Source organism: Betaproteobacteria bacterium (assembly GCA_016720065.1).
Lineage (GTDB): Bacteria > Pseudomonadota > Gammaproteobacteria > Burkholderiales > Rhodocyclaceae > SSSZ01.
The window spans coordinates 1338699-1353824 of sequence record JADJXY010000002.1 but is presented as its reverse complement, the minus strand read 5'-3'; the positions used below and the strand labels follow the sequence as shown (position 1 = coordinate 1353824).

The window sequence follows — 15126 nt, the reverse complement described above, 5'->3', positions numbered from 1 at the left end:
TGCGGATTATCTCACGCCCTTCCGCGCCACTCCCTGTCAACCGACCGGCGAGGCCCGGCGTTAATCGCTCCAGGTGACACAAGAAAATCAGCACCGCAACCTTCAAGAGAGGCTACAGATCATCATGGGAAGATTGAGTAACGAGTCCTTCGAGGAATTCCTGCAATCCCTCAAGGAAGCCGGCATCGTCATCACCAACGAAGAAGAATTGCGCGAGCGTCTCGCCGAGGCCCAGCGCTGGCGCTACGCATTCACCACTCTGGCGTGCAACGGCCGCCAGATCGGTATCTGCTTCGAGGAAACCTGCTCCGGTTGCGACGAGGACAGCGTCCGCCGCGCCTTCGACGACTTTGAATTCCCGGCCCGCGCCCAGGCGGCCTTTGCGGCGAGTCTCAAGACCCATCACTGAGCGACCGCCGCACCCCAACAAAAAACCCGCCGTGAGCGGGTTTTTTGTTGCCTCGCGGCGGTCGGGGAGCCGCCTTCTCTGGCCTCTCAGCGGCTGATCGGCTTGTAGCGGATGCGCTTGGGTTTGGCGCCTTCTTCGCCCAGGCGCTTGCGCTTGTCTTCCTCGTATTCCTGGTAGTTGCCGGCGAAGAAGGTCCATTGGGAGTCGCCTTCGGCCGCCAGGATGTGGGTGCAGATGCGGTCCAGGAACCAGCGGTCGTGGGAGATGACCAGGGCGCAACCGGGGAATTCGAGCAGCGCGTCTTCCAGGGCGCGTAGGGTTTCCACGTCCAGGTCGTTGGAGGGTTCGTCCAGCAGCAGGACATTGCCGCCGGCCATCAGGGTCTTGGCCAGGTGCAGGCGCCCCCGCTCGCCGCCGGAGAGATTGCCGACGTTCTTGCCCTGGTCGGCGCCCTTGAAGTTGAAGCGGCCGATGTAGGCCCGGCTGGGCATCTCGAACTTGCCGATCTGCAGGATATCGCGCCCTTCGGCCAGTTCGTCGAAGACGGACTTGCTGCCGTCGAGGCAGTCCCGGGACTGGTCCACATAGGCCATCTTCACCGTCTGGCCGATGACCACTTGGCCTGAATCCGGCTGCTGCTGGCCGGTGATCATCTTGAACAGGGTCGACTTGCCGGCGCCGTTGGGGCCGATGATGCCAACGATGGCCCCCGGCGGCAGGGCGAAGGAGACCTTGTCCATGAGCAGCTTGTCGCCGAAGGCCTTGGAAACGCCGTTGAACTCGATGACCTTGTCCCCCAGGCGTTCGCCGACGGGGATGAAGATTTCCTGGGTCTCGTTGCGCTTCTGGTAATCGTGGCTGGAGAGTTCCTCGAAGCGGGCGATACGGGCCTTGCTCTTGGCTTGGCGCGCCTTGGGGTTGCTGCGCACCCACTCCAGCTCCTGCTTCATGGCCTTCATGTGGGCGTCGATCTGCTTGTTTTCGGTCTCCAGGCGGGCTTCCTTCTGCTCCAGCCAGGAGGAGTAATTGCCCTTCCAGGGAATGCCGTGGCCGCGGTCCAGTTCGAGAATCCACTCGGCGGCATTGTCCAGGAAGTAGCGGTCGTGGGTGACGGCCACGACGGTGCCGGGGAAGCGGCAGAGGAACTGTTCCAGCCATTCGACGGATTCGGCGTCCAGGTGGTTGGTGGGTTCGTCCAGGAGCAGCATGTCGGGCTTGGAGAGGAGCAGCTTGCACAGGGCCACGCGGCGCTTCTCGCCGCCGGAAAGGTGCTCGATGGTCGCCTCCCAGGGGGGCAGGCGCAGGGCGTCGGCGGCAATCTCCATCTGGGTTTCGGTGTCGGCGCCGGACGTGGACAGGATGGCCTCCAGGCGGGCCTGTTCCTCGGCCAGCTTGTCGAAATCGGCGTCGGGGTCGGCGTAGGCGGCGTAGATCTCGTCCAGCTTGGCCTGGGCCTCCATGACTTCACCCATGCCGGATTCCACCTCCTGGCGCACGGTCTTCTCCGGGTCGAGCTGGGGTTCCTGGGCCAGGTAGCCGATCTTGATATTGGGCAGGCGCTGGACTTCGCCGTCGAATTCCTGATCCACCCCGGCCATGATCTTCAGCACCGTAGACTTGCCGGCGCCGTTGAGGCCGAGCAGCCCGATCTTGGCGCCGGGGAAGAAGGAGAGGGAAATATCCTTGATGATCTGCCGCTTGGGGGGAACGATCTTGCTCACCCGCAGCATGGACATGACGTACTGAGCCATTGCTTGCCTGCCGAAAGAGGGAAAGGGCGCAGTGTACGCGGCGGCGGCGGGCAAAAAAAGGGGCGGCCGCCACGGGGGATGGTCAGCCGCCCCAGCCAGGGACGTCGTCAGCGCTCGTCAAATCGCCGACGGCGGAGGAAAGCTCTCATTGGCGCACTCCGCCCACGGCAGGACGGGAAAGGGCGAAGGCGCGGGAAACTCGCGGTGCAGGAGGACGGCCGGCGCATCCACCCGGGGGCAGTGGCGCCGTCCGCCCAGGGGGGTGAAACCGAAACGCCGCTGGTAATAGCGCACGTGGCGCGGATTCACCTCGATGACCGCGTCGGTGGCGCCCAGGAGGTTGCGGCCATAGGCCTGGGCCGTCCGGAACAGCGCGGCGAGCAGTTCGGGACAGCCGTGGTCCGGGTCCGCTGCCAGACGGGATATTTCGCACACGCGGCGACCCAGGCGCCGCAGGGCGGCGAGCTCCTCGCCATAGAGGGTATCGGCGAGGAGACCCCGGGAGGAATCCTTCCCCAGGGTCAGGGTGGCCAGGATGTCTTCTCCCCGCCAGGCGGCGAGGACCAGGCGGGAATCCTCGGACCCGGCCTGGGTCCGATAGCCGCGCCAGGAGTACATGCGGCGCACCAGGGCAGCGGCGGCCCGCTTCTGGTGAGGCGTGGAGGCGGCGCGGATGGAAACGCTGCGCAAGGAGGAGGGCGGGTCCGTGACCAGCACCAGGCGGGAAGGCGCCGCCGGGCGCACGCCCAGGGCTTCGCGCGGGCCGTGCAGGGGGAGGATTCCTTTGAAGACGGTCATCAGCCGGCGACCACCAGGGGAAGCGGGGTTTCGCTGCGGCCCTTGGTCAGGCCCGTTGCCGATTCGGCACCCAGGGCGCTGATTTCGCCGCACAGCTCGCCGCCTTCGTCGATGACCAGTTTGCCGTAGCGGATCTTGCCGCTCACCCGGCCGGTGGAATGGATGATGAGTTGGGCGCGGGCGGTCAGCTCCCCTTCGAAGCGGCCGTGGATTTCGGCCACGTCGATGCTGACCTTGCCCACGAAGGAACCGGCCTCGGCGATGCGCACGACGCGGCTGTCCATGGTGGCCTCGACGCGGCCTTCGACCACCAGGGTGTCGCAGTCCAGTATTTCGGCGCCGCGCAACTTCACGTCGGGCCCGACGATGAGACGGGCGCCCATATCGTTGGCCGCGGGGGGCGCGACGATTTCGGTCACCACCGGGGCCGGCGCGGGGTCCGGGCGGGCTGTGGTCACCGGTGGCGTGGCTGCCTTGTCGGTGTCGGACGCAGGGCTGGTACCGGAAAGGACGGGGCGGACGTCACGGCGGACGACGGTCTCGTTACGGTTGAGAAGGCCGGGCTTACTGAACATGAACACTCCTATGCTGCGGATTGCGAGTCGCCATCCCCTTGCGAAAGCCGTGCCAAGTGTGAAATTTCTCACGGAAACAGGGCCTTGGCCGGCGGCGCTGGAGAAGGAACGGGGTGCTCGGCCCCCGAAGTGTCGCCAACGAGCGACGGATTTTTTGCGCTTGTGCTCAAAGACCGTAGAGATCAAGGACTTGGCGTGTCGCCGGGGAGCGACAGATGGCATAAGGCGATGAAATTGCGAAGGTTTTTTTGCCGGGCAAGGATGGTCCGCAAGGTGCCCGAGGCGGAAGTGAGGGCTAAACTACGCACTTTTGCCCAGCCGGTCTCCCCCGTTCATGACCCGAATCTCCTTCCGCCAGAGCATGCTGGCGGGCTTTCTTCTCATCGCCCTGCTGCTGGGCGGGGCCGCCGTGCGGAGTTGGATGGTGGTCGAACGTTTTGTGGATCGCAGCCGGGAAGTCAGCGCGGAGGCCTTGCTCCTCACCGGTCTGGTTCAGGATATCGCCGAGCGGGCGCCCGATCTGGAACGGGCCGCGCGGCAGTATCTGATTCTGGGGGATCCGGTACTGCTGGCCCGCTTCGATGCCACCCTGAGCCATGCCCGGGGCGTGGCCGAGAGGATCGATACCCTGCCCGGGAGACCCCTGGGCGGCCTGGCCGCAGAATGGGCGCTCGCGGCCGGACACATCGGGGATGTCCTGCGCAACGGCGCCACCCGCGAGGAACTGGGTCCCCTGCTCACCGCCCTGGACGATCTGGGGGCCCGCCTGGGACCGGCAGGCCGGCGCTGGATCGAAGCGCGCAATGGCGAAGTGCTGGCGGAACTGCAGGAAAACCGGCTGCAACTCACGGGTCAGGTGATCGCAGCCGTCGCCGGCGCCGTGATCGTCGCCCTCGGCATGGGCTGGTGGCTGGTGCGGCCCATCCAGCAGCTCGAACGCAACATCCACCGCCTGGGAGAGAGCCGCCTCGACCAGCCGGTGCAGGTGCGCGGGCCGGCGGACCTGCGCCGCGTCGGCCGCCGTCTGGAATGGCTGCGCCAGCGCCTGGCGGAACTGGAGGCCGACCGGGAGCGCAGCCTGCGCCATGTGTCCCACGAACTGAAGACACCGCTCACGGCCCTGCGTGAGGGCATCACCCTGCTGCAGGAGCAGGTGGTGGGGCCCCTTGACCCCGCCCAGCAGGAAGTGGCCGACATCCTGCGCCATAACGTGGTTGTCCTGCAGGAGCAGATCGAGAGTCTGCTGCGTCTTAACGCGGCCTCCTTCGACGCCCGCCGCCTGAGCTATCGCCCCCAGATCGTGCGGCGCATCCTGGCCCAGGTGGTCAAGGCTCGGGAATTGCAATTGCAGGCGCGGCGCATCAGCGTGCGGCGTGCGGCGCCCGCCGTGACCCTGCCTCTGGACGGGGAAAAACTCCAGGTGGTGGTAGATAACCTCTTGTCCAACGCCATCGACTTCAGCCCTGACGGGGGGACCATTCGCCTTGAAGCCCAGGTGGATGAGCGGCGCCTGCTGCTCGATTGCATCGACGAGGGGCCCGGCGTCGCTCCGGAGGACGCTGAGAAGATCTTCGACCCCTTTGTGCGCGGCGTGCGTGAAGCGCCGGCGCCGCGCCGGGGCAGCGGGGTCGGATTGTCCATCGTGCGCGAACTGCTCGCCGCCATGGGCGGCCGGGTCGCGCTGGTCAGCGAAGGTTCCGGGGCCCGGGGGGCCCATTTCCGAGTCGAGATTCCCTATGAACATTGAAGTTTTCCGCGGGCCCCTGGTCTGGGCGGTCCTCCTGGCCCTGGGGGGTTGCGCCGCATTGTCCGGGCCGCCCGCCGCCGAGGTGCCGGTGGCGGCAGGTACTGGGGCGCCGGAGGAGGGGGGGGTCGATTCCCTGCTGAGCTATTACCAACTGGTCAATCGCATGAGCCCTCAGGAACTGGCGCGGGAGCGCAGCGCCCTCACGACCCAGGCGGCCACACCGGCGCATCAGCTCCGCCTGGCCATGGTGCTGGGGATGGGGCGTTCCCCGGCCGACCTCAACCGGGCGGCGAGTCTGCTGGACGGCATCCTCCGCTCCCAGGTCGGGGCCGCGCCCCGTCTGCACGCCCTGGCCCGACTGCTTGCCGATCACTACGGCGAGCGGATCAGGCTGGAGCAGCAGGCGGAGCGCGCCACCCAGCAGGCCGAGAAAGCCGCCCAGCAGGCCCGCGACAGCCAGCGGCGGGCGGCCGAATTGCAGGAGAAAATCGACGCCCTGGCCGATATCGAACACTCGCTTCCCCTGCGCTCCCGCGGTGCCCGGCCTGCGGCGGGGGGAGGACGATGAAGCCCGCCGCGCAAGGCGCCGGCCATATCCTGGTGGTCGACGACGACGAAGACCTTTTGCGTCTGCTCTCCCTGCGGCTGGGCGCCCGGGGTTACCGGGTATCGACGGCCAAGTCGGCCGAAGAAGGCCTGTCCCGCATCGCCGTGGAGCCGCCCGGGCTGGTGGTGAGCGATGTCCGTCTGCCGGGGCGTGACGGTCTGGCCCTGTTCGAGGAATTGCGGGTCAGCCATCCCACGCTTCCCGTCATTCTGCTCACCGCCCACGGAACGATTCCCGATGCGGTGGAAGCCACCTCCCGCGGGGTTTTCGGCTATCTCACCAAACCTTTCGACAGCCAGGTTCTCCTGGAAAAAATCGATCAGGCCCTGCGTCTGGCGACCGCAGGGGGGCCTGGGCCCGAGGGCGACGCCTGGCGGGCGGGGATCGTCTACCGCAGCAGCCGCATGGCGGAGGTCATGCAGGAAGCCCGGGCCGTGGCAGCTTCCGAGGCCAGCGTTCTCATCCGGGGGGACAGCGGTACCGGCAAGGAGGTATTGGCCCGGGCCATTCACCGGGCGAGTCCCCGGGCCGGCGCTCCCTTCGTGGCCATCAACTGTGGCGCCATTCCCGAGCAGTTGCTGGAATCCGAACTCTTCGGCCACGTCCGCGGGGCCTTCACCGGCGCGGGAACGTCCCGGGTCGGCCTGTTTCAGGCCGCTGACGGGGGAACCCTCTTCCTGGACGAAATCGGCGACATGCCCCTCGCGCTCCAGGTGAAGCTCCTGCGCGTGCTGCAGGAGCGGGCTGTCCGCCCGGTGGGCTCCAACCAGGCCGAACCGGTCAATGTGCGCGTCCTATCGGCCACCCATCGCGACCTGGAGGCGGCCCTGGCTGACGGCAGTTTCCGCGAGGATCTCTACTACCGCCTGGACGTGGTGACCCTGACCCTGCCGCGCCTCGACGAACGTCGGGAGGACATTCCGCTTCTCGCCGCCCATTTCGTGCGCCAGATCGCGGCCAAGTACGGCAAATCCCTGGTGGGTATCGCCCCCGAAGGGCTGTCCATGCTCGCGGCGGCGCCCTGGCCTGGCAATGTGCGCCAACTCTACAACGTGGTGGAACAGTGTTGCGCCCTGGCAGCCACGCCGCTGATCCCTTCCGCCCTCGTGCAACGCGCCCTGCGGCTGCCGGCCGTGGAGCCCCTGTCCTACGCCGATGCCAAGCTCCGTTTCGAGCGCGACTACCTCGTGCAACTCCTCAAGCTGACCGACGGCAACGTGGCCGACGCGGCGCGCATCGCCGACCGCAACCGGACCGAGTTCTATCGCCTGCTGCAAAGGCACGACCTGGCGCCGGCCATGTTCCGGGCCGAGGGGTCGGAGGGCCCAGGAGGTCCTTAATCCCGCTCCAGGGTGATGAGCAGGGCCCCCTCGTCGACGCGGTCGCCGGCCTCGACATGGACGGCGACGACGGTCCCGGCCCAGGGCGAGGGGATGTCGAGGGATACCTTGCCGGTTTCCAGGGTCAGGATGTTGTCGTCCCGTTCGACATGTTCGCCGGGTTGCACCAGGACTTCCAGGATGAAGACGTTTCCGTTGGCACAGTTGCCGCAGGATTCCCAGCACTCGGGATACTTGGGCATGCGGACATTGGCGGTGGTCATGACGGCAGGCTGTTTGGGCGCCCAAGCTTGCAATTCGGGCGCTGTACCGTATAATGCGCGGCTCACGAAACGCGCCCGTAGCTCATCTGGATAGAGTACTTGGCTACGAACCAAGGGGTAGGGAGTTCGAATCTCTCCGGGCGCGCCAGAATATCACGGGCTGAACCGATTCCGGTTCAGCCCGTTTCGTTTTGCGGGGTCGCTGCGCGCAGCGGAGCACCCCACGAGGGGCTTGTGGACGTAAGATTTACCTCGCTCCGCATCTTCAGCCTCCCTTTTCGCCTTCCACCCCCTTTCTCGCCGCCGCCTGAACCCCTGCCGCCATGAGCGACCTGTTCTCTCCGCCTGCCGACAGCCCGGACGAAACCGCACCCCTGGCCGAGCGCCTGCGTCCGCGCAGTCCGGACCACGTCGTCGGTCAGCGCCATCTTCTGGGGCCCGGCATGCCGCTGCGCCTCCTCTTCGATTCGGGGCAGCCCCACTCCCTCATCCTGTGGGGGCCGCCCGGAGTGGGGAAGACGACGCTGGCGCGGCTCATGGCCCATGCCTTCGCTTGCGATTTCATCGCCCTGTCAGCGGTGCTCGCCGGGGTGAAGGACATCCGCGAAGCCCTCCTGCGGGCCGAGGACAATCGGGGGCGCGGGCGGCGCACCCTGCTCTTCGTCGATGAATGCCATCGCTTCAACAAGGCCCAGCAGGACGCCTTTCTGCCCTTCGTCGAATCCGGCCTGGTGACCTTCATCGGCGCCACCACCGAGAATCCCTCCTTCGAGGTGAATTCGGCGTTGCTTTCCCGGGCCGCGGTCTATGTGCTGAAGCCCCTGGACGAAGCCGAGTTGGGCCAGCTCTTCGACCGGGCCCGGGCGACGGCCCTGTCCGACCTGGAGTTCGAGTCCGCCGCACGGAACCGCCTGGTGGGCCTGGCCGACGGCGATGCGCGGCGGCTCCTGAACCTGCTGGAGCAGATGCGTACAGCCGCCCATACCGCCGGCGTCACGACGGTGGACGGGGCTTTCGTCGAGGCGGCCGTGGCCCAGAACCTGCGCCGCTTCGACAAGGGCGGTGACGCCTTCTACGACCAGATCTCCGCCCTGCACAAGGCGGTGCGGGGTTCCCACCCCGATGCCTCGCTCTACTGGCTGACGCGCATGCTGGATGGCGGCGCCGACCCGCGCTATCTGGCCCGGCGCATCGTGCGCATGGCCTGGGAGGACGTCGGCCTGGCCGATCCCCGTGCCGCCCGCATGGCCCTGGACGCCGCCGAAACCTACGAACGCCTGGGTTCGCCCGAGGGGGAACTGGCCCTGGCCCAGGCGGTGCTGTATCTGGCCGTGGCGCCCAAGTCCAATGCCGGCTACAACGCCTGGAACGCAGCCCGGGCCTTCGTCGGCAAGGATGCTTCGCGACCGGTGCCGCAACATCTGCGCAATGCCCCCACCCGGCTGATGCAGGAACTGGGCTACGGCAAACACTACCGCTACGCCCACGACGAGCCGGAGGCCTACGCCGCCGGGGAGAACTATTTTCCGGAGGGCATGCCCGCAATCTCCTGGTACGAGCCCAGCGACCGGGGTCTGGAGGGCAAGATTCGCGACAAGCTCGCCTACCTGCGGCAACTGGACAAGAAAGCGGGCAAGTGATGGATCTCGTCCAGACCGTCGCCCTGTCCGCCGGCCTCGCCTGGGCCAGCGGGCTGCGGCTCTACCTGGTGATCTTCCTGGCCGGGATGCTGGCGCGGTTCGGCTATCTGCACCTGCCGGAAACCCTTCTGGTACTGCAGCATCCGGCGGTGATCGCTGCCGCCGGCCTGATGGCCCTGGCCGAGGCCGTGGCGGACAAGGTGCCGGCGTTCGATTCCTTGTGGGACAGTGTCCAGACCTTCATCCGCATCCCCGCCGGCGCGCTGCTTGCGGCCCTGGCCCTGGGAAACGCCGATCCCGCCTGGGTGGCGGCGGCGGGGCTCATCGGCGGCACCATCACGGCCGGTACCCATTTCGCCAAGGCGGGCAGCCGACTCGCCATCAATGCCTCACCGGAACCCTTCAGCAACTGGCTGGCGTCCCTGGGGGAGGAAGGCCTGGTGCTGGGCGGGGTGTGGACCCTGCTCGCCGCGCCGGGACTGTTTCTGGGGCTGCTCGCTCTATTCCTTCTCCTGGCATTCTGGCTCTTGTACCGACTGGGCCGCGGCCTGGGGCACCTGTTTCGCTCAAGAAATCCCGAAACATCTCGTTAAAGTCGGTGTCACGGGCGTCACCGGCCGTGACGGACACGGGTTCCGCTCTCCTCCACAATGCGTTGCACGCCGGGAGCGGGTTCCCGGCGGTTCAGCGCACAAGGAGATCGACATGAAAAGCAGCCCAGCCAAAACCCAATCCCCCAGCATCGCTCGTCCCATCGCCCATCTGCTTTCCGGAGCCAGGAGTGCCGTGGCTTCCACGCCGGCCGGCGCCGCCCTGCCCAAGCCCGATAGCTCGGTCAGCCGGGAAGTGGCGAGCGTGGCAGTGACCGGCTACAACTGAGCCGTTGGCGAGAGGTCACCCCTCGACCTCGCCGCATTCCGGGGCCGCCATCGCCGCGGCCCGTCAGGCCTTGGGTGCCGCCGGGCCTTCGTTTCCACCCAGCATGACGCCCCTGGGCGTGAGCACCTTGCCCTTCTTTTCGTAGAGCAGGATCGGCGCGCAGCGTTGCGGGTCGTGATAGATGCCGACGCAGTCCAGGCACTGGAAGCAGGCGTCGTAGCGGATTTCCCCAGTGGGTTCGATGGCGTCGTAGGCGCACTTGGCCTTGCAGCTCTGGCACGGCTTGCCGCATTCCGCCCGGCGGGTGAGCCAGTTGAAGACCCGCAGCCGGCCCCCCAGGGACATGACCGCCCCCAGGGGGCAGAGAAAGCGGCAGAAGAATTTGTAATAGAAGGCACCGGCCAGGAGCAACGCGACGGCGTAGGCGACGAAGGGCCAGGTACGGTCGAAACCCACGGTGATGGCGGTCTTGAAGGGTTCCACCTCGTTCAGGCTTTCGCCATGGCGGGGAAGGAAGAAGGCAGCGCCCACCAGCACGGCCAGCACGAGGTAGCGTCCCCATTCCAGGCGTTTGGCCACTGCCAGCGGGATGCGCAGCTTCGGCAGCCGCAGCTTGCGGGCGACAGTGCCGACGAATTCCTGCAGGGCGCCGAAGGGGCAGAGCCAGCCGCAGAAGGTGCCGCGGCCCCAGGCGAAGAAGGTGAGCAATGTGAAAGCGATGAGCAGCAACGAAATCGGGTCGTACAGATAGCTGCTCAGTCCCTGGCCGGCCTTGAGGGACTTGATGGCCCCGGTCACCTGGACGATGGAGAGCTGCCCCTGGGCGTACCAGCCGATCCAGACCAGGGTGAAGGCCAGGAAGCCGAGGCGGAAGACGCGCAGGCGGCGGGCGTCGACGGAAATCCAGCGGGGCCGGGCGAGGATCACGGTGAGGAGCGCCAGGGCAATGCCCAGGATGGCCAGATCGGCGGCACGGCCCTTCCAGGCCAGCAGCCACTCCGGCGGGGGTTCCGGCGGATAGACGAAGAGGCTGGCCGGCGGCGTGTATTTCAGGGTGACCGGCTTGTGGGTGAGGAGGGGCAGGATCATGCCCTTGGCGCGGGTGATGGTGACCGTGAGGTCCAGGGTGCGGGCCGGGTCGAGGCCGGCTTCGAGATAGACGCCGAACAGACGCGAGACGTTGAGTTCCGGCGGGCCCGGGATCCCCTTGGGCTCGAAGCCCTGGTCCCGCAGTTCGTAGAAGAGATCGTCCTGGGTCATGGCCATGCGGGTGGACTGGCCCCCCGGCACGAAGCTGTCGTCTACGATGGGGTAGCGGCCGGCGGAGCCGATCCACCAGAGATGGCGGTTGTCGAAATTGCGCTCCATGGCCACCTTGTACTGAGCGTCGCCGAGGATGGCCCGGCCAATGGTGGGGGCGTTGAGGTAGGCGATGTAGAGGTCGAGGTAGACGTCGTCCGGGTGCGTCGTCGCCTCATCGTCGACTCCGGCGCCTTCACTGCCGGCGAAGAGTTTTTCCACGTCGGCGTTGGTCAGGCGCAGGCGCCCGACCATGCCGTTCTGCAGCATCTGCTCGAAAACGACCGGGTCGTAGACCTCGGGTCGCGCCTGGGCAGCCGGGCCTTCCTTGCGCTTCCTGGCGTAGCCCAGCTTGGCGCGGGCGACTTCGAGGGCGGCGCCGAGGACGGTCTGGTTGACGATGCGCACCGAAGCGGTGGCCTTGGCCACGCCGTCCAGGGTGGTCTGGCCGCTGCGGTTGGCGCTGGCGCCGGTGCGGTTGCGAGCGGCGTTCAGCGCGATGAGGAACTGCTGCTTGATGTTGCGGCCTTCGTACTGGGTGATGAATTCCTTCAGCGGGGCTTCGCCCAGGCCACCGAGAAACACGGGTTCGTGCTGACGCAACAGTTCTACGCCCAGAAAATTGCCCTTTCTGTCGATGGCCACCAGAAAATTCATCGGTGTGCCCTCGAAGCCGGGGATGGGCGCCAGGTCGATGGATTCGAAGGCGTAGCCGACGGGGCCGGCTTCGGGTTCGAGTTCGCTGGTCAGCGGCCAGACCGGAACGTCGCTGAGTTTCTCCTGGACGTGGAGGGGCGGGCCGAAACGGCGCTCGATGTCGGCCTTGGCCAAGTCGCCGGCCTGGACGGCGCCCGCGGCCAATACGCCGACGGCGGCGGCCAGGGGGACCAACAGGCGCCCGAGGCGCGCTCGCCAGGATCGTTGCGGGCAGGGGAGGGGGGGCCGCTTGCCCATGCTTGTCTCCGTCGTGGCGGCCGTGGGGAGACGGCCGGATGTTTTCCCCAATTGTAGTTCAGGCCCCGGCCGGGAGCGCTGGCGGGGTACGGGTCGGTCAATTTGCCCGTCGCCGCGGGCCCGCGGGGCCTGTATCGGGGGCTCGCGTATAATTCCCGCCTCACTCCAAGCCAGGTGCATCATGCTCGACATCCAGCTCCTCCGCTCCAACCTCGATGCCGTCGAGGCCGGCCTCGCCAGCCGGGGCAAGCCCATCGATTTTTCCCAATTCAAAGCGCTGGAGGCCGAGCGCAAGACCCTGCAGACCCGCACCCAGGAGTTGCAGGCCCAGCGCAACAGCCTGTCGAAGCAGATCGGCATGCTGAAGGGCAAGGGCGAGGATGCTTCCGCCGTCATGGCCCAGGTGGGCGCCCTGGGCGACGAGCTGAAGGCCTCGGAAGCGCGCCTCGCCGAGCTGCTCGATACCTTCAACGCCATCCTTGCCACGCTGCCCAACGTGCCGGACGCTTCCGTGCCCATCGGCAGTGACGAGAACGGCAACGTGGAGCAGAAGCGCTGGGGCGCACCGCGTCGCTTCGAATTCCCGGTCCGGGACCACACCGACGTCGGCGAGGCGCTGGGACAACTCGACTTCGGCGCCGCCGCCAAAATTTCCGGCGCCCGCTTTTCCCTGCTCAAGGGTGGCCTTGCCCGCCTGCACCGGGCCCTCGCCCAGTTCATGCTCGACGTGCACACCGGCGAACACGGCTACACCGAAGTCTATGCGCCTTACCTGGTCAATGCCGCCAGCCTCTACGGCACCGGCCAATTGCCCAAGTTCGAGGAAGACCTGTTCAAGGTGCCGCGGGGCGAAGCCGATCCGCTTTACCTGATCCCCACCGCCGAGGTGCCGGTCACCAACATCGTGCGCGACGAAATCCTTTCCGCCGAAGTGCTGCCGCTGAAACTGGTCTGCCACACGCCGTGTTTCCGTTCGGAAGCCGGTTCCGGCGGCCGCGACGTGCGCGGCATGATCCGCCAGCATCAGTTCGACAAGGTGGAACTGGTCCAGATCGTCCATCCCGACCAGTCGTCCCAGGCCCACGAGGAACTGACCGCCCACGCCGAGGCCATCCTGGAAAAGCTGGAGCTGCCCTACCGCCGCATGGTGCTGTGCACAGGCGACATGGGCTTCTCCAGCCAGAAGACCTACGACCTGGAAGTCTGGCTGCCGGCCCAGGACACCTACCGCGAGATTTCCTCCTGCTCCAATTTCGGCGCCTTCCAGGCCCGCCGCATGCAGGCCCGCTTCCGCAACGAGAAGAACAAGCCGGAACTGGTGCATACCTTGAACGGCTCAGGCCTCGCCGTGGGCCGTACCCTGGTGGCGATCCTGGAGAATTACCAGCGGGCGGACGGCAGCGTCGATGTGCCCGTGGCGCTGCGCCACTACATGGGCGGCCTGGAACTCATCGAGCCGCTGGGCTGAGCCGCTTGCGGTCCGGCGCCGGAGTTTCCGCGACGAGGAAGCGCGCCGGTTCGTGGCGGACCAGAATGTCGTAGTAGCTGCGGATGTTTTCCACCAGGATCACCGCCTCGCCGCCCCGGGCGCGGCCGGATTTGAGCCGCTCATAGTATTTGGGCTGGGCGAGCAGGGGCAGGATGCGCTTCAATTCGTACCAGGAATCCGCATCGGCCCTCAACTGCCGCGCCAGGGTGCGGCCGGCGTTGAAGTGGCCCGGCCCCAGGTTGTAGGCGGCCAGAGCCATCCAACTGCGGTCGGGTTCCGCGATTGCGGCCGGGAGCTGGTCGCGCAGGGTGGCGAGGTAGCGGGCGCCGGCCTCGATGCTCTCCCGTGGGTCGAGGCGATTGCCCACCCCCAGGTGATCGGCGGTTTCCTCCGTCAGCATCATGATGCCCCGCACGCCGGTGGGGCTCACCGCCTCGGGATCCCACTGGGACTCGTGGTAGGCGAGGGCGGCCAGGAGCCGCCAGTCGATGCCGCTGCTGTTCTGGGCCGCCAGGAAGTGGCGTCGCAGGCGAGGTAGAACGGATTCCTTGCGTTCAAGAAAACGGACCACGTCGCCGTTCTTCAGGCGGCGCACATGGCCGAGATAGCGGTCCAGGATACGGGCCAGGCTGCCGTCCTGCCGGGCCCGCTCCAGGAAGGCGGCGCTGCGGGCTTTCAGCTCGGGATTGAAGCGTTTGCCGAACTGCCAGGCGACCGGATGTTCCTGCGGGAGTTCCAGGGTGGCCTCGATGGAGGGAACGAACTGGAGGGCCACCGCGAGGGTGGCGCTATCGACGAGGGCCCGATCGACCCGGCGCCCGGCCACTGCTTCCAGAAGCTCGACGGCGCCTCCGGCACCGTACTCGACCACTTCCAGCCCGGGGACCGTTTCGCTCAGGCGGCGCGCCGTCTGCGCCTGCCGTGTGCCCGCGAGAACGTGCAGTTGTCGCCCGGCCAGATCGCCCGGCGCCTCCAGCGGCAGCGAGGCCTCGTGCTGGACGATGACGTCGCGGCTGGAGGCAAAGGCGGTCGCGGCGGGCGCTTCCGTCTGCGGGTCGGGCGAGTACCAGGCGGCCGCAAAATGGGCCTGCCCCTGGTCGAGGCGGGCGGGAATTTCCCCCGCGCCAACCGGGATGAAGCGGGGTTCGACCCCCAGGTCGGCGGCGAAGGCCCGGATGAGGTCGACTTCCAGGCCCGTCGGCTGGCCCCCCTCGCCTTCGGCGTAGGTCAGGGGGCCCGGGGCGACCAGAACCACCAGATCGCTCCGCGCCGGGGTGGGGAGGGGCAGGACGCGGGGCTCCTCCCCGCAGGCAGCGAGCCAGAGGGCGGCGAAGACGGCGAGGCGGCGGAGGGACAGGCGCATGGGGGCTGTGCT

At 67.4% G+C, this 15126-nt stretch carries 14 protein-coding genes and 1 tRNA gene; 9 read left to right on the top strand and 6 right to left on the bottom strand.

All coding sequences use genetic code 11. From position 1 onward, the window contains the following. Nucleotides 1-124: 124 nt before the first annotated feature. A complete protein-coding gene (locus IPM73_09420; protein ID MBK8918248.1) occupies nt 125-409 on the top strand; it encodes a hypothetical protein in 285 nt (94 codons plus the stop codon). Between the two features lie 86 nt (nt 410-495). Here the strand turns inward: IPM73_09420 and ettA are convergent, their stop codons facing one another. The 3 genes from ettA to IPM73_09405 all read right to left on the bottom strand — a co-directional run bounded on the left by ettA (nt 496) and on the right by IPM73_09405 (nt 3533). After that, nucleotides 496-2160 (bottom strand): energy-dependent translational throttle protein EttA, encoded by a 1665-nt coding sequence (gene ettA, locus IPM73_09415; GenBank protein MBK8918247.1) that lies wholly within the window; start codon nt 2158-2160, stop codon nt 496-498. Nucleotides 2161-2277: 117 nt separating this feature from the next. Beyond that, nucleotides 2278-2958 (bottom strand): hypothetical protein, encoded by a 681-nt coding sequence (locus IPM73_09410; GenBank protein ID MBK8918246.1) that lies wholly within the window; start codon nt 2956-2958, stop codon nt 2278-2280. Continuing rightward, nucleotides 2958-3533, bottom strand: coding sequence for a polymer-forming cytoskeletal protein (locus IPM73_09405; GenBank protein ID MBK8918245.1), 576 nt, complete (start codon nt 3531-3533; stop codon nt 2958-2960). Before IPM73_09405 ends, IPM73_09410 begins: the two co-directional genes overlap by 1 nt. 334 nt (nt 3534-3867) lie before the next feature. Here IPM73_09405 and IPM73_09400 point away from each other — a divergent pair, with 334 nt between their 5' ends. From IPM73_09400 to IPM73_09390, 3 genes are read left to right on the top strand one after another with little or no spacing between them, the layout of a single operon-like run. After that, entirely contained in the window at nt 3868-5280 is a 1413-nt protein-coding gene (locus IPM73_09400) for a HAMP domain-containing protein (GenBank protein ID MBK8918244.1), read from the top strand. Next, nucleotides 5270-5848, top strand: coding sequence for a permease (locus IPM73_09395; GenBank protein ID MBK8918243.1), 579 nt, complete (start codon nt 5270-5272; stop codon nt 5846-5848). The genes IPM73_09400 and IPM73_09395 overlap by 11 nt, the downstream gene beginning before the upstream one ends. Beyond that, the gene (locus IPM73_09390) at nt 5845-7227 is read left to right on the top strand and encodes a sigma 54-interacting transcriptional regulator (GenBank protein ID MBK8918242.1); all 1383 of its coding nucleotides are present in this window, start codon (nt 5845-5847) and stop codon (nt 7225-7227) included. Before IPM73_09395 ends, IPM73_09390 begins: the two co-directional genes overlap by 4 nt. Here IPM73_09390 and IPM73_09385 read toward each other — a convergent pair. Further along, nucleotides 7224-7490, bottom strand: a complete 267-nt coding sequence (locus IPM73_09385; GenBank protein MBK8918241.1) for a biotin/lipoyl-binding protein — start codon at nt 7488-7490, stop codon at nt 7224-7226. The genes IPM73_09390 and IPM73_09385 overlap by 4 nt on opposite strands. 71 nt (nt 7491-7561) lie before the next feature. On the opposite strand from IPM73_09385, the gene IPM73_09380 reads away from it, so the two are divergent. The 4 genes from IPM73_09380 to IPM73_09365 all read left to right on the top strand — a co-directional run bounded on the left by IPM73_09380 (nt 7562) and on the right by IPM73_09365 (nt 10009). After that, nucleotides 7562-7638: transfer RNA gene (locus tag IPM73_09380), tRNA-Arg, on the top strand. Nucleotides 7639-7813: 175 nt separating this feature from the next. After that, nucleotides 7814-9130 carry a replication-associated recombination protein A gene (locus IPM73_09375; GenBank protein ID MBK8918240.1) on the top strand — a complete coding sequence of 439 codons (1317 nt, stop codon included), beginning with the start codon at nt 7814-7816 and terminating at the stop codon, nt 9128-9130. Further along, a complete protein-coding gene (locus IPM73_09370) occupies nt 9130-9723 on the top strand; it encodes a DUF4126 domain-containing protein (protein ID MBK8918239.1) in 594 nt (197 codons plus the stop codon). The genes IPM73_09375 and IPM73_09370 overlap by 1 nt, the downstream gene beginning before the upstream one ends. A 112-nt stretch (nt 9724-9835) precedes the next feature. Then, nucleotides 9836-10009 (top strand): hypothetical protein, encoded by a 174-nt coding sequence (locus tag IPM73_09365; protein ID MBK8918238.1) that lies wholly within the window; start codon nt 9836-9838, stop codon nt 10007-10009. Nucleotides 10010-10072: 63 nt separating this feature from the next. Here the strand turns inward: IPM73_09365 and IPM73_09360 are convergent, their stop codons facing one another. Next, nucleotides 10073-12262 carry a 4Fe-4S binding protein gene (locus IPM73_09360; protein ID MBK8918237.1) on the bottom strand — a complete coding sequence of 730 codons (2190 nt, stop codon included), beginning with the start codon at nt 12260-12262 and terminating at the stop codon, nt 10073-10075. A gap of 181 nt (nt 12263-12443) precedes the next feature. On the opposite strand from IPM73_09360, the gene serS reads away from it, so the two are divergent. Further along, complete coding sequence (serS, locus tag IPM73_09355; protein ID MBK8918236.1) at nt 12444-13730, top strand: serine--tRNA ligase; 1287 nt, start codon at nt 12444-12446, stop codon at nt 13728-13730. Here the strand turns inward: serS and mltF are convergent. After that, nucleotides 13711-15114 carry a membrane-bound lytic murein transglycosylase MltF gene (mltF, locus tag IPM73_09350; protein MBK8918235.1) on the bottom strand — a complete coding sequence of 468 codons (1404 nt, stop codon included), beginning with the start codon at nt 15112-15114 and terminating at the stop codon, nt 13711-13713. The two genes, serS and mltF, sit on opposite strands and share 20 nt — an antisense overlap. Nucleotides 15115-15126: the final 12 nt, after the last annotated feature.

Coding starts and splice junctions, on each gene's coding strand:
- IPM73_09385 (MBK8918241.1), bottom strand. CDS start 7,490: ATGACCACCGCCAATGTCCGCATGCCCAAGTATCCCGAGTGCTGGGAA.
- IPM73_09390 (MBK8918242.1), top strand. CDS start 5,845: ATGAAGCCCGCCGCGCAAGGCGCCGGCCATATCCTGGTGGTCGACGAC.
- IPM73_09395 (MBK8918243.1), top strand. CDS start 5,270: ATGAACATTGAAGTTTTCCGCGGGCCCCTGGTCTGGGCGGTCCTCCTG.
- mltF (MBK8918235.1), bottom strand. CDS start 15,114: ATGCGCCTGTCCCTCCGCCGCCTCGCCGTCTTCGCCGCCCTCTGGCTC.
- IPM73_09405 (MBK8918245.1), bottom strand. CDS start 3,533: ATGTTCAGTAAGCCCGGCCTTCTCAACCGTAACGAGACCGTCGTCCGC.
- ettA (MBK8918247.1), bottom strand. CDS start 2,160: ATGGCTCAGTACGTCATGTCCATGCTGCGGGTGAGCAAGATCGTTCCC.
- IPM73_09420 (MBK8918248.1), top strand. CDS start 125: ATGGGAAGATTGAGTAACGAGTCCTTCGAGGAATTCCTGCAATCCCTC.
- IPM73_09370 (MBK8918239.1), top strand. CDS start 9,130: ATGGATCTCGTCCAGACCGTCGCCCTGTCCGCCGGCCTCGCCTGGGCC.
- serS (MBK8918236.1), top strand. CDS start 12,444: ATGCTCGACATCCAGCTCCTCCGCTCCAACCTCGATGCCGTCGAGGCC.
- IPM73_09400 (MBK8918244.1), top strand. CDS start 3,868: ATGACCCGAATCTCCTTCCGCCAGAGCATGCTGGCGGGCTTTCTTCTC.
- IPM73_09410 (MBK8918246.1), bottom strand. CDS start 2,958: ATGACCGTCTTCAAAGGAATCCTCCCCCTGCACGGCCCGCGCGAAGCC.
- IPM73_09360 (MBK8918237.1), bottom strand. CDS start 12,262: ATGGGCAAGCGGCCCCCCCTCCCCTGCCCGCAACGATCCTGGCGAGCG.
- IPM73_09375 (MBK8918240.1), top strand. CDS start 7,814: ATGAGCGACCTGTTCTCTCCGCCTGCCGACAGCCCGGACGAAACCGCA.
- IPM73_09365 (MBK8918238.1), top strand. CDS start 9,836: ATGAAAAGCAGCCCAGCCAAAACCCAATCCCCCAGCATCGCTCGTCCC.